13 protein-coding genes are annotated in these 12,615 nt (G+C 66.2%); 6 read left to right on the top strand and 7 right to left on the bottom strand.

All coding sequences use genetic code 11. The features are described from left to right. Nucleotide 1 precedes the first annotated feature (1 nt). The 4 genes from RS899_RS22945 to RS899_RS22930 form a co-directional block, all read right to left on the bottom strand. On the bottom strand, nucleotides 2-1,351 hold the full coding sequence (locus RS899_RS22945) for an MATE family efflux transporter (RefSeq protein WP_315808144.1): 1,350 nt from the start codon (nucleotides 1,349-1,351) through the stop codon (nucleotides 2-4). Nucleotides 1,352-1,463: 112 nt separating this feature from the next. Then, nucleotides 1,464-1,865: a YkgJ family cysteine cluster protein gene (locus RS899_RS22940; RefSeq protein WP_054906457.1), complete on the bottom strand. Its 402-nt coding sequence runs from the start codon at nucleotides 1,863-1,865 to the stop codon at nucleotides 1,464-1,466. A 116-nt stretch (nucleotides 1,866-1,981) separates the two neighbouring features. After that, on the bottom strand, nucleotides 1,982-2,530 hold the full coding sequence (gene idi / locus RS899_RS22935) for an isopentenyl-diphosphate Delta-isomerase (RefSeq protein ID WP_233297282.1): 549 nt from the start codon (nucleotides 2,528-2,530) through the stop codon (nucleotides 1,982-1,984). Between the two features lie 65 nt (nucleotides 2,531-2,595). Further along, complete coding sequence (locus RS899_RS22930; protein WP_024766173.1) at nucleotides 2,596-3,045, bottom strand: DMT family transporter; 450 nt, start codon at nucleotides 3,043-3,045, stop codon at nucleotides 2,596-2,598. Between the two features lie 126 nt (nucleotides 3,046-3,171). Between RS899_RS22930 and RS899_RS22925 the strand changes: the two genes are divergently transcribed. After that, nucleotides 3,172-3,576: an SRPBCC family protein gene (locus tag RS899_RS22925; RefSeq protein ID WP_315808143.1), complete on the top strand. Its 405-nt coding sequence runs from the start codon at nucleotides 3,172-3,174 to the stop codon at nucleotides 3,574-3,576. A gap of 10 nt (nucleotides 3,577-3,586) precedes the next feature. Here RS899_RS22925 and RS899_RS22920 read toward each other — a convergent pair whose 3' ends face one another. The 3 genes from RS899_RS22920 to RS899_RS22910 all read right to left on the bottom strand — a co-directional run bounded on the left by RS899_RS22920 (nucleotide 3,587) and on the right by RS899_RS22910 (nucleotide 6,284). Next, on the bottom strand, nucleotides 3,587-3,874 hold the full coding sequence (locus RS899_RS22920; protein WP_233297280.1) for a HigA family addiction module antitoxin: 288 nt from the start codon (nucleotides 3,872-3,874) through the stop codon (nucleotides 3,587-3,589). A gap of 15 nt (nucleotides 3,875-3,889) precedes the next feature. Continuing rightward, nucleotides 3,890-4,168 carry a type II toxin-antitoxin system RelE/ParE family toxin gene (locus tag RS899_RS22915; RefSeq protein WP_315808142.1) on the bottom strand — a complete coding sequence of 93 codons (279 nt, stop codon included), beginning with the start codon at nucleotides 4,166-4,168 and terminating at the stop codon, nucleotides 3,890-3,892. 79 nt (nucleotides 4,169-4,247) lie between these two features. Beyond that, on the bottom strand, nucleotides 4,248-6,284 hold the full coding sequence (locus RS899_RS22910; protein WP_315808141.1) for an NADPH-dependent 2,4-dienoyl-CoA reductase: 2,037 nt from the start codon (nucleotides 6,282-6,284) through the stop codon (nucleotides 4,248-4,250). Nucleotides 6,285-6,463: 179 nt separating this feature from the next. Between RS899_RS22910 and RS899_RS22905 the strand changes: the two genes are divergently transcribed. The 5 genes from RS899_RS22905 to fdhE all read left to right on the top strand — a co-directional run bounded on the left by RS899_RS22905 (nucleotide 6,464) and on the right by fdhE (nucleotide 12,593). Beyond that, a complete protein-coding gene (locus RS899_RS22905; RefSeq protein WP_139092876.1) occupies nucleotides 6,464-6,652 on the top strand; it encodes a hypothetical protein in 189 nt (62 codons plus the stop codon). Nucleotides 6,653-6,807: 155 nt separating this feature from the next. Then, nucleotides 6,808-9,885 carry a formate dehydrogenase-N subunit alpha gene (gene fdnG / locus RS899_RS22900; RefSeq protein ID WP_315808140.1) on the top strand — a complete coding sequence of 1,026 codons (3,078 nt, stop codon included), beginning with the start codon at nucleotides 6,808-6,810 and terminating at the stop codon, nucleotides 9,883-9,885. An 8-nt stretch (nucleotides 9,886-9,893) separates the two neighbouring features. Further along, complete coding sequence (fdxH, locus tag RS899_RS22895) at nucleotides 9,894-10,826, top strand: formate dehydrogenase subunit beta (RefSeq protein WP_054906462.1); 933 nt, start codon at nucleotides 9,894-9,896, stop codon at nucleotides 10,824-10,826. Nucleotides 10,827-10,907: 81 nt separating this feature from the next. Continuing rightward, the gene (locus RS899_RS22890) at nucleotides 10,908-11,534 is read left to right on the top strand and encodes a formate dehydrogenase subunit gamma (protein ID WP_054906463.1); all 627 of its coding nucleotides are present in this window, start codon (nucleotides 10,908-10,910) and stop codon (nucleotides 11,532-11,534) included. 126 nt (nucleotides 11,535-11,660) lie between these two features. Next, nucleotides 11,661-12,593 (top strand): formate dehydrogenase accessory protein FdhE, encoded by a 933-nt coding sequence (gene fdhE, locus RS899_RS22885; protein ID WP_315808139.1) that lies wholly within the window; start codon nucleotides 11,661-11,663, stop codon nucleotides 12,591-12,593. Nucleotides 12,594-12,615: the final 22 nt, after the last annotated feature.

Below are 12,615 nucleotides of genomic sequence, written 5' to 3'. Positions count from 1 at the left end.
TTCAGGGGCTGGCAGGCACCTGCCAGGCATCTTGGCGCGTGAGCCTCCAGGCGTAGAGGGCGAGGATCACGCCGCGCAGCAACATGAAGCATAGGAAGGTTAGCCATAAACCGTGATTTCCCCAGCCCTGCAGCGCGATACCCAGCGGCAGGCTGGCGGCGCAGGCGAGCAGCATGGCGTTGCGCATCTCGCGGGCGCGGGTGGCGCCGATGAACAGGCCGTCGAGCAGATAGCTCCACATGCCGATCAGCGGCAGGCAGGCGAGGTAGGGCAGGTATTGGTCGGCGGTGGCGCGTACTTCGGGGATGTCGCTCTGCAGGGCGATGAACAGGTGCCCGGCGAAGGTGAAAAGGGCAACGAACAGCAGGCTGGCGATCAGTGACCAGCCGCAGGCGACCACCAGCGAACGGCGCAGCGCGGTGCGGTCGCGGCCGCCGATGGCGTGCCCGCACAGGGCCTCCACCGCATGGGCGAGGCCGTCGAGGGCGTAGGAGGTGACCATCAGCCCGTTCAGCAACAAGGCGTTGGCGGCCACCGTGGCGTCGCCCAGGCGCGTGCCCTGCACCGTCAGCAGGAAGAACACGCCCTGCAGCGCCAGGCTGCGGATGAAGATGTCGCGGTTGACCATCAGCAGCGGGCGCCAACTGGCCCAGGCGCGCAGGCGAGTCCAGTCCGGCAGGCCGGAGTAGCGCGCCAGGGTCCTGCGGGTCAGCGCCAGGCCGAGCAGGGCGCCACTCCACTCGGCGAGCACGGAGGCCTTCGCCGCACCGGCCACGCCCCAGCCCAGGCCGATCACGAACCAGAGGCTGAGGACGATGTTGATGACGTTGGTGGTCAGCAGGATCGCCAGTGGCGCGCGGGCATTCTGCGTCCCGAGGAACCAGCCGACCAGCGCGTAGGTGGCCAGCGCTGCCGGCAGGCCGAACAGGCGGATGTGGAAGAATTCGCGAGCCAGTGCATCCAGCTCGGCAGACGGACGCATCAGCCCCAGCGCCGGACCCGTCAACGGCACCGCCAGCACGCCGAGCAGCAGCGCCAGGCCCAGTGCGAGCAGCAGGCCCTGGCCGAGAATCCGCCGCAGCGCTCCACCGTCGCCGCGTCCGGCCGCCTGCGCGGAGAAACCGGTGGTGCCCATGCGCAGGAAGCCCAGCACTCCCACCAGCAGCGTGTAGAGCCCGCCGCCGACGGCGACGGCGCCCAGTTGGTGCGCGTGTGGCAGGTGACCGATCACCGCGCTGTCGACCAGGGTGACCAGCGGCACGGAGACGTTGGAGAGGATCATCGGCGCGGCGAGCGCCCAGACGCGACGGTGGGTCGGCGAGTGCCGCCAGGCTTCGAGCAGGGAATTCATTCGGGGCTCCTGAGCAGGCCCGCAGTATAGCGAGCCACCTCAGGGACTGTCGGAGCGAGCAAGGGCTAGGCGCCCCCTCGTTCCTACGAAAAGCAGACAGCGCCCTGGGCGCTCAGGCGGGCTTCTTGCGGTACGCGCAGTAGCCAGGGCGCGGGCCGACCTGCGGGTGGTTGCGGCAGGTGTCCGGGCGCTTGGCGTAGACGCTGCAGAGGCGGGTCTTGCGGTCGAGGAAGTAGCAGTCGCCGTTGCTGGTGCGGGTCAGGGTGAAGATGCCGCTCTTCTGGTTGAAGCGTTCGACGACGCCTTCCTTCAGCAGGCGCTTGGCAATGTTCTTCGCCGGTTCGTCGCGCTCGAATTCGTCGACCACGCCGATCCGGATCAAGTCGTTGACGTTCACTTCCGCCGGCATGGTGCAGCAGGTGGCGTTGCAGTCCTTGCACAGGCCCGAGGTGTACTTGGCCCAGGTTTCCAGGCGGTCCAGTTCGGCGTTGGCGATCAGCGGTGGTTTTCTCATGGGGGCATTCGGCGGGGCGTTGCGAAGGCGCGCATCATAGTGGCGCCGCCGGAGAATTGCGCGGCCTTTCGTCTAACAGCGGGGCTGCGGGACGCCGTGGCGACGAGCAGCAGGGTTCAGTTTGCCGAAAGGCCCTGGAGCTCGCCGTGTTCGCGCAGGTGCTGCCTGAAGGCGGGATAGCAGATCAGGAACCAGGGCGTGAAGCGCTCGGGCTGCGCGGCCATCTCGGTTTCCAGGTCCGCCAGGGCGACGTAGCGGAAGTCGTCAGCCTCGTCGGGATCGGGGTGTGGCGGTTGGTCGTCGATGGCGGCGAAGATATGCCCGTACTCGTTCTCGGTCATCCCACCGGGCAGTTCCAGGCAGTAGCTGAATTCGAACAGCTTGCGCAGTGTCACGCGCACGCCCATTTCCTCGAACAGCCGCCGCTCGGCAGCATGCCTGGCCAGCTCATCCGGATAGGGATGGCCGCAGCAGGTGTTGCTCCATAGCCCGCCGCAGTGGTACTTGCCGGCCGCACGACGCTGCAGCAACAGCTCGCCGGCGCGATTGAGCAGGTAGACGGAGATGGCCCGGTGACGCAGGCCCTGCCGATGTGCCTCGAGCTTCTCCATCGTGCCGGTCGGGTGGTCGTGCTCGTCGACCAGGATCACCTGGATATCGGTCATGCTGTTCTCCTGCGAGAAAGCTTTCCGGGCTGAGCATAGAAGGATGAGGGCCAGACGACGGCGGTTCAGCCCCGGCGGATCATCCAGATACCGATGGCGATGGCGACCATGCCGGCGACCTTCATGGCGCTGACCGGCGCTTCCTTGAAGCCGGCCCAGCCGAAGTGGTCCAGGGCCAGCGCCATGCCCAGTTGCCCGGCGAGCACCAGCACCATGAACATCAGCGCACCGACACGCGGCGCGGCGAAGGCGGCGATGAAGATGAAGAACATCCCCAGGAAACCGCCGCACCATTGCCACCAGGGCATCCCGCGCATCGCTGCGAGGCTGGGGAATTCACGGTTGGCCAGGGTCAGCGCGAGCAGGCCGAGCATGCCGACGAAGAAGGAAATCAGCGCGGCGGCCAGTACGCTGGACACCTGCTTGGCCAGTTGACCGTTGATGCCCGCCTGCAACGGCAGGCAGGCGCCGGCGATCAGCGGCAGGACGAACATCCACCAGGGCGGCGTAGGCATGGGAAACTCCGGAAACGGTTCGCGGGCAGGGCGGCGAAGGGCCGTCCTGCGATCGAACGATGAAATGTAGCCGCGTAGTATGCACCAGACCGGAGTATTGCTCCCGTCCCGATGGAGGTCCCGATCATGGCCACCCGCGCTTCCCGCGTCCTCAGCGTCCGCATCGAGCGGCCTCGGGATGCGGCCTACGACTTCCTCGCCGACCCGAAGAACTTCCCTTACTGGGCTTCCGGGCTGTGCAGCGCCATCGCGCCGCTTGAAGGCGACCTGTGGCTGGCACAGACACCCCAAGGGCCCCTGCGTGTGCGCTTCTCGCCGCGCAACGGGTTCGGCGTGCTGGACCACGACGTGCTGCCCGAGCAGGCGCCGGCCATTCATATCCCGCTGCGGTTGATCCCCAACGGCGATGGCTGCGAGTTGCAGTTGACCCTGCTGCGCCAGCCGCAGATGGACGACGCCACCTTCGAGCGCGACGCGCAGTGGGTGGAGAAGGACTTGCGAGCGATCAAGGTGTTGCTGGAGTCGGCGTGAATCAGCGGGATCAGGCGACGGCTTTCAGCCGAGCGATGGGCGGGTGAGCTTGTTGGCTGACCTGCCAGAGGTCGTATGCGGCCTGCATGGCCAGCCAATGGCGGGCAGTCCCCAGGCCCGCCTGCTCTAGGCGCCAGGCCAGGTCGGCGCTGATCGGCGCGCGGCCATGGAGAACCTTGGACAGGTGCGGGCGGCTTATGTCGAGGTGGGTTGCCAGTGCCGTCACGGACAGGCATAGCTCCGGCAAGACATCCTCGAGCACGATTTCTCCGGGATGAGGCGGATTATGCATCGCCATGCTCTGCTCCTTCGGTCAGTGATAGTCGAGATAGTCCAGCAACTCTGTGTCGCTGTCGATGAAGCGGAAAATCACCCGCCAACTGCCTGAGACATTGACGGCCCAGTAACCGGCCAACGAGCCTTTGAGTCCATGCAGGCGGTAACCGGGCAGGTCCATATCCCTGGGGCCATTGGCTGTATCCAGCGCGGTGAGGATGCGTTGCAGCTTGGGCACGTGGTCAGCCCGCACGCCACGAGGATCACCATGCTGATAAAGGGCGCGCAGCCCTTTGTGGCGGAAGCTCCTGATCATCGCTGGACTGTAATCTAACAGATTACACTCTCCCTAGCTGAGATACTTGTGGGAAGTCTTCACTTGCCGGGCGCACGTCCTACAACCGCGCGGCCAGTTCGGCGCCCTCGCGGATCGCCCGCTTGGCGTCCAGCTCCCGCGCCACGCTGGCGCCGCCGATGACGTGGTAGCGCAGGTTCTCCGCCGCCAGCGTCGGTGGCAGTTCCAGCAGGGGTTCCTGGCCGGCGCAGATCACCACGTTGTCCACGGCCAGGCATTGCTCCTGGCCATCGACACGGAGGTGCAGGCCGTCATCGTCGATGCGCAGGTACTCGACGCCGCCAAGCATTCGTACACCGTGATGCCTGAGGTGTGCGCGGTGCACCCAGCCGCTGGTCTTGCCCAGCCCGGCGCCCGGTTGCCCGGCCTTGCGCTGCAGCAGCCAGAGCTGACGATGTGGTGCGGCGGCAATGGGGGCGATCAGTCCGCCCGCCGTGGCGTTGTCCAGGTCGATCCCCCATTGGCCGAGCCATTCACCGAGCGGCTGCGGCCCCTCGCGTTCGGTGAGCAGGAAACTGGCTACGTCGAAGCCGATGCCGCCGGCGCCGATCAGCGCGACCTTCGCACCCACCGGGGCGCCACGCAGCACGTCGAGGTAGCTGAGCACCTTGCTGTGGGCGATGCCGGGGATAGACGGCGTGCGCGGGCGAATGCCGGTGGCGACCACCACCTCGTCGTACTCGCCCTGCAGCTCTCCGCGGGTAATGCGCCGGCCCAATTGCACGTCGACGCCCAGCTCGCGCAGGCGTACGCCGAAGTAGCGCAATGCCTCGTGGAATTCTTCCTTGCCCGGCACGCGCTTGGCCAGGTTGAACTGCCCGCCGATTTCCTCGCTGGCCTCGAACAGTGTCACTCGATGCCCGCGCTCGGCGGCGACGCAGGCGGCGGACAGCCCGGCAGGCCCCGCGCCGATCACCGCAATGCGCTTGTGTACGCGCGCCTTGCGGTAGCGCAACTCGGTCTCGAATGCTGCGCGCGGGTTGACCAGGCAGCTGGCGCGGCGATTGGCAAAGGCGTGGTCCAGGCAGGCCTGGTTGCAGGCGATGCAGGTGTTGATCGAGTCCGCGCGGCCGGCGGCAGCTTTCTCCACGAGCTGCGGGTCGGCCAGCAGCGGCCGCGCCATGGAGACCAGGTCGGCGTGGCCCTCGGCGAGCAGCCGCTCGGCGACTTCCGGCGTGTTGATGCGGTTGCTGGCGATCACCGGCACGCGCAGTTCGCGGCGCAGGCGTGCGGTGACGTCGGCGAAGGCGGCGCGTGGCACCGAGGTGACGATGGTCGGCACCCGCGATTCGTGCCAGCCGACGCCGGTGTTGAGCAGGTCGATCCCCGCGCCTTCGAGCGCTCGTGCAACGGTGCGGACTTCGTCCCAGCTGTTGCCGCCTTCCACCAGGTCGAGCAGCGACAGGCGGTAGCTGATGACGAAGCGCTCGCCCAGTGCGCGACGCGTGCGGCGCACGATCTCCAGCGGCAGGCGCATGCGGTTGCCCAGGTCGCCGCCCCAGCGGTCCTCGCGCTGGTTGGTGCGCGGGCAGAGGAACTGGTTCAGCAGGTAGCCCTCGCTGCCCATGATCTCCACGCCGTCGTAGCCGGCGGCGTGGGCGAGCTTCGCGCAGCGCACGAAGGCGGCAATGGTGCGCAGGATGCCTCGCTCGGAGAGCTCGCGCGGGGCGAACCAGCTGATTGGCGATTTCAGCGGCGAGGCCGAGACCACCAGCGGGTGATAGCCGTAGCGCCCGGCGTGGAGGATCTGCAGGAGGATGCGCCCGCCCTCGCGGTGCACCGCCTGGGTCAACCGGCGATGGGCAGGCACCTGCAGGCCGCTGGTCAGGCTGCTGCCCAGCGGCAGCAGCCAGCCTTCGCGGTTGGGTGCGAAGCCGCCAGTAATGATCAACCCGACGCCGCCGCGTGCCCGCTCTCGGTAGTAGGCGGCGAGCTTGCCGAAGTCCCAGAGGCGATCTTCCAGCCCGGTATGCATCGAGCCCATCACCACGCGGTTGCGCAGCTGGAGGGCGCCCAGGTCGAGCGGGGCGAGCAGGTGAGGGAAAGGCGAGGCGGCGGGCGGCATGGAAGCACTCATGGGCAGTCAGGTCCTGCCACCCTAATGGGCCAGCGGTGGGTCGGTTAACGGCCCGGCTGCCGTCTCGTTCGGGCATTTCGGTCAAGCGTTTCGATTTGACAGGCTGGCCACAGGTTCCAGACTTGTTCCCATGGCAGGGCTTCGTGCCCCGAACGCTGGCTGAAGTGACGGAGGTCGTCATGAAAGCGATAAGAACAAGACATGCGCGCCATTACCTGCTCGCTGCCTTCATCGGTGTGGCCCTGCTCGGGCTGCACGAAACCCTTCAGCCGGATCGCGCGCAGTCCGCCTGTCGTTCCGATGGTGAAGCTATCTCCTGCGCCTACCCGCCCGTTGCCCATTTAGGGGTACTCGACAGCCCGTTCTGAGTGACGCACTGACGCGCGTCAATGCGCCGCAAAGTCTCCGCGTGCATGGTCAGCGCCCGGCTGAAGACTGGCTTATTGCCTCAGCTTGGCTATCTTTTAAGCAGCAAGGGTCCGGCCATGCACCGGACGTACGCTGCCTGATCAGGAGACGCACGATGGATATGAACCGTCGGCAATTTTTCAAGGTCTGCGCTGTGGGCCTTGGAGGATCGAGCCTGGCGGCACTCGGGATGGCACCCCCGGATGCATTCGCCGACCAGATCCGCCATTTCAAGCTTGCGCGCACCGTCGAGACCCGCAATACCTGCCCGTACTGCTCGGTAGGCTGCGGCATCCTCATGTACAGCCAGGGTGATGCAGCGAAGAACGTTTCGCAGAACATCATCCACATCGAGGGCGACTCGGACCATCCGGTAAACCGCGGCACCCTCTGCCCCAAAGGCGCCGGCCTCTTGGACTTCGTCCACAGCCCGAACCGCCTGAAATACCCGCAGATTCGCGAAGCTGGCTCCGCTGAGTGGAAGCGCATCGGCTGGGACGAGGCGCTCGATCGCATCGCCAAGCTGGTGAAGGACGACCGCGACGCTAACTTCATCGAGAAGAACGCCCAGGGCCAGACGGTGAACCGCTGGCTGACCACCGGCTTCCTGGCCGCGTCGGCGTCTTCCAACGAAGCCGGCTACATCACCCACAAGGTGATGCGTTCCCTCGGACTACTGGCGTTCGATAACCAAGCGCGTGTCTGACACGGCCCGACGGTGGCAAGTCTTGCCCCGACGTTTGGCCGTGGAGCCATGACCAACCATTGGACCGACATCAAGAATGCCGATCTGATTCTGATCATGGGCGGCAACGCCGCTGAAGCGCACCCGTGCGGCTTCAAGTGGGTGACCGAAGCCAAGGCGCACAACAAGGCGCGCCTGCTGGTGGTCGACCCCAGATTCACCCGTTCCGCCTCGGTGGCCGACTATTACGCGCCCATCCGCACCGGCACGGACATCGCCTTCCTCGGCGGCCTGATCAATTTCCTGCTGGAAAACGACCGGTACCAGAAGGAATACGTCCACAACTACACCGACGTCTCGTTCATCGTGAAGGAAGGCTTCGGCTTCGACGACGGCCTGTTCAACGGTTACGACGCCGAGAAGCGCACCTACCCGGACAAGTCATCCTGGCAGTACGAGCTGGGTGAGGATGGCTTCGCCAAGGTCGACCCGACCCTGACGCACCCGCGCTGTGTGTTCAACCTGATGAAGCAGCACTACAGCCGCTATACGCCGGACGTGGTGAGCAACATCTGTGGCACGCCCAAGGACATGATGCTCAAGGTGTGGGAGGAGATTTCCACCACCGCCGCGCCGACCAAGGTCATGACCATCATGTACGCCCTGGGCTGGACCCAGCACTCGGTGGGCGCGCAGATGATCCGTACCGGCGCGATGGTCCAGCTGCTGCTGGGCAACATCGGCATGCCCGGCGGCGGCATGAACGCCCTGCGCGGTCACTCCAACATCCAGGGCCTGACCGACCTCGGGCTGCTGTCCAACTCGCTGCCCGGCTACCTGACCCTGGGCATGGACGCGGAGCAGGACTACAACGCCTACATCACCAAGCGCACGTCCAAACCGCTGCGTCCGGGGCAGTTGTCCTACTGGCAGAACTATCCCAAGTTCCACGTCAGCCTGATGAAGTCCTGGTTCGGCAAGTCCGCGACCAAGGACAACAACTGGTGCTACGACTGGCTGCCCAAGCTGGACATGCCCGGCGCCGGCTACGACGTGCTGCGCTACTTCGACATGATGTACCAGGGCAAGGTCAACGGTTACTTCTGCCAGGGCTTCAACCCCATCGCCTCGTTCCCCAACAAGGCCAAGGTCAGCGCCGCGCTGGCCAAGCTGAAGTGGATGGTGGTAATGGACCCGCTGGCCACCGAGACCTCCGAGTTCTGGCGCAATGCCGGTGAACACAACGACGTCGACACCAAGGCCATCCAGACCACGGTGTTCCGCCTGCCCACCAGTTGTTTCGCAGAGGAGGACGGTTCCATCGTCAACTCCGGCCGCTGGCTGCAATGGCACTGGAAAGGCGCCGAGCCGCCGGGTGAAGCACGCACCGACATCGCCATCATGAGCGGCCTGCTGCATCGCCTGCGCGAGGCTTATCGCAAGGACGGCGGCAAGTTCCCCGACCCGATCCTGGGCCTGGACTGGCCGTACCTGACCCCCGATGAGCCGACTCCGGAGGAGATCGCCAAGGAGTACAACGGCAAGGCGCTGGCCGACCTCGTCGACCCCGCCAACGGCATGGCCCTGGCGAAAGCCGGCGAGCAGCTGCCTGGCTTTGCGCTGCTGCGTGACGACGGCAGCACCGCCAGTGGCTGCTGGATCTTCGCCGGCTCCTGGACGCAGCAGGGCAACCAGATGGGCCGCCGCGACAACAGCGACCCCTACGCCATGGGCCAGACCCTGGGCTGGGCCTGGGCGTGGCCGGCCAACCGGCGCATCCTCTACAACCGCGCCTCGGCCGACGTCAGCGGCAAGCCGTGGGACCCGGTGAAGAAGCGCCTGGTGTGGTGGAACGGCAAGGCCTGGGGCGGCACCGACATCCCGGACTTCAAGCCCGATTCGGCGCCGGAAGCGGGAATGAACCCGTTCATCATGAACCCCGAAGGCGTGGCGCGCTTCTTCGCCGTCGACAAGATGGCCGAGGGGCCGTTCCCGGAACACTACGAGCCGTTCGAAACGCCGATTGGCGTCAACCCGCTGCACAAGAACCCGCAGGCGATCAGCAGCCCGGCGGCGCGGGTGTTCAAGAACGACATGGAGCTGTTCGGCACGGCGAAGGAGTTCCCGTACGCCGCGACCACCTACCGGCTCACCGAGCACTTCCACTTCTGGACCAAGCATTGCCGCCTGAATGCCATCGTCCAGCCGGAGCAGTTCGTCGAGATCGGCGAGGCGCTGGCGAAGGAAATCGGCATCAAGGCCGGCGACCGCGTGAAGGTGTCCTCCAACCGCGGCTTCATCAAGGCGGTGGCGGTGGTGACCAAGCGCATCCGTCCGCTGCAGGTCAATGGCCAGACCGTGCACCACGTGGGCATCCCCCTGCACTGGGGTTTCTCCGGCGTGGCGCGCAACGGCTACCTGACCAACACCCTGACCCCCTTCGTGGGCGACGGGAACACGCAGACGCCGGAGTTCAAGTCCTTCCTCGTCAACGTGGAAAAGGCGTGAGGTGACCCATGAGTAGCCAAGACATCTACGCCCGCTCCGCTACCACCTTGCCGTCGCCCTCGGTGCGGCACGAGGAGGAAGTGGCCAAGCTGATCGACGTGTCCAAGTGCATCGGTTGCAAGGCCTGCCAGGTCGCCTGCTCGGAATGGAACGAGCTGCGCGACGAGGTGGGCCACAACCACGGCACCTACGACAACCCGATCGACCTGACGGACCAGTCCTGGACGGTCATGCGCTTCACCGAGCATGAGAACCCCAACGGCAACCTCGAGTGGCTGATCCGCAAGGACGGCTGCATGCACTGCGAGGAGCCCGGCTGCCTGAAGGCCTGCCCGAGCCCCGGCGCGATCGTGAAGTACGCCAACGGCATCGTCGACTTCAACCAGGACCATTGCATCGGCTGCGGCTATTGCATCACCGGCTGCCCGTTCAACATCCCGCGCATCTCGCAGAAGGACCACAAGGCGTACAAGTGCACCCTGTGTTCCGACCGCGTGGCCGTGGGCATGGAGCCGGCCTGCGTGAAGACCTGCCCGACCGGTGCCATCGTCTTCGGTACCAAGGAGGACATGAAGGAACACGCTGCCGAGCGCATCGTCGACCTGAAGTCCCGTGGCTTCGAGCACGCGGGGCTGTATGACCCCGAAGGCGTCGGCGGCACGCACGTGATGTACGTGCTGCACCATGCCGACCAGCCGTCGCTGTATGCCGGGTTACCCGACAAACCGGCGATCAGCCCGATGGTCAGCCTGTGGAAGGGCCTGACCAAGCCGCTGGGCCTGCTGGCCATGGCCGGCGTGGTGCTGGCCGGGTTCTTCCACTACACCCGCATCGGCCCCAACCGGGTCGAGGAGGACGAGGAAGACGGCCCCGACCCGCAGGCGCCGGTGCACAAGGTCGACCCTTCGGTGCATGGCTATGACCCGCGCGATCCCCGCTGATCGCCCACGCCGTACAGCTCCCTCTCCCTTCAGGGATTGGGTAGGGGAGAGGGCGCTTGCAAGCTCTCCCAGGAGCCGAGCATGAAAAAAGATATCCAGCGTTACAACGCCAACGAACGGAGCAACCACTGGATGGTGGCCATTCTGTTCTTCCTCGCCGGCCTCTCGGGGCTGGCGCTGTTCCACCCGGCCATGTTCTGGCTGACCAACCTGTTCGGCGGCGGGCCGTGGACGCGCATTCTCCATCCCTTCCTCGGGGTGGCGATGTTCCTGTTCTTCCTCGGCCTGGTGATCCGCTTCGCCCACCACAACCTGGTGGAAAAGCGCGATGTGCAGTGGCTGAAACAATGGCGCGACGTGGTGACCAACCGCGAGGAGAACCTCCCCGAGGTCGGGCGCTACAACGCCGGGCAGAAGCTGCTGTTCTGGACCCTGCTGCTGTGCATGCTGGTGCTGCTGGTGACCGGCTTCGTGATGTGGCGGGCGTACTTCAGCCACTTCTTCGGCATCGACATCATCCGCATCGCCTCGCTGCTGCATGCCTTCGCCGCCTTCGTACTCATCTGCAGCATCCTGGTGCACATCTACGCCGGCATCTGGGTGAAGGGTTCGATGGGCGCCATGCTCTACGGCTGGGTCAGCCGCGGCTGGGCGCGCAAGCACCACGCTGCCTGGCTCAAGGACGTGGACAAGGGAAAGGGCCACTGACCCTCGACGTAATCGCCGGCTGAGGCCAGTGCACCCGCCGGCACGAACCATCCCCTCTCCCCTCAGGGAGAGGGCTAGGGAGAGGGGCTATTCAGGCCCCGCTCCGAACCCAACAAGGAGTCCTGCGTGTCAGGCCGAATTCTCGAACCCGGGCAGATCGAAGCTGCCGCAAACATCCCGCCGCTGTTCAATCTACCGCCCCACGACCTGTTCTCCCGCCGCGCCGCACGCCTGCGCGAACTGGCGCCGGGCAATCCGCTGCAGGGCTACCTGGAGCTGATCGCCGGTGTCTGCGCCACCCAGCAGGTGCTGCTGGACCGCAAGCTGTTCCTGCCCACGCCGGATGCCGCCGCGCTGGCCCGCAGCCAGGAACACCGCACGCCGCCGCTGGCCTACGAAGTCCTGGTGCGCGACGGTGCCTGGCTGCCGCTGCTGGATGCTTTCCTCGATGCCTATGAACTCACCGCCAACCCGGCCGTGGTCGAGGCGCTGAAGACACTGCGCAACGCCGAATCCGGCCAGCGCAAGGCCTGGGCGCTGGGCCTGCTCAACGGCCAGTTCGATCTGCTGCCGCCAGCCCTGGTGCCCTTCCTCGGCGCCGTACTGCAGGTCGCCTTCAGCCAGTGGCTGCTGCAACTGCCGGAAGACACCCTGGTGGAAACCGACAGCCAGACCCTCTGCCCGGCCTGCGGCGCGCCGCCGGTGGCCGGGATGATCCGCCACCAGGGCAAGCACGCCGGGCTGCGTTACCTGGCCTGCTCGCTGTGCTCCTGCGAATGGCACTACGTGCGCGTGAAGTGCAGCCACTGCGCCGAGAGCAAGGGGCTGGCCTACTACTCATTGCAGCGCGAAGGCGTGGCCAGCGACCAGGCGCCGCTCAAGGCCGAGACCTGTCCCGGCTGCCAGTCCTATCTCAAGCAGTTCTACCTGCAGCACGACAAGCACGCCGAGGCCCAGGCGGACGACCTGGCCAGCCTCGCGCTGGACATCCGCCTCGCCGAGGACGGCTATTTGCGCAGCGCGCCAAACCTGCTGCTGGCGCCGGGTGGCGGTGGCTGAATCTGCTCTTCGTAGGGCGCAT

Origin of the sequence: Pseudomonas sp. C9-3, assembly GCF_032392015.1 — a bacterium.
In the GTDB taxonomy this organism is placed as follows: Bacteria; Pseudomonadota; Gammaproteobacteria; order Pseudomonadales; family Pseudomonadaceae; genus Pseudomonas; species Pseudomonas nitroreducens.
Note: the sequence above shows the minus strand (reverse complement) of the source record. Positions and strands in the feature narration are given on the sequence as shown.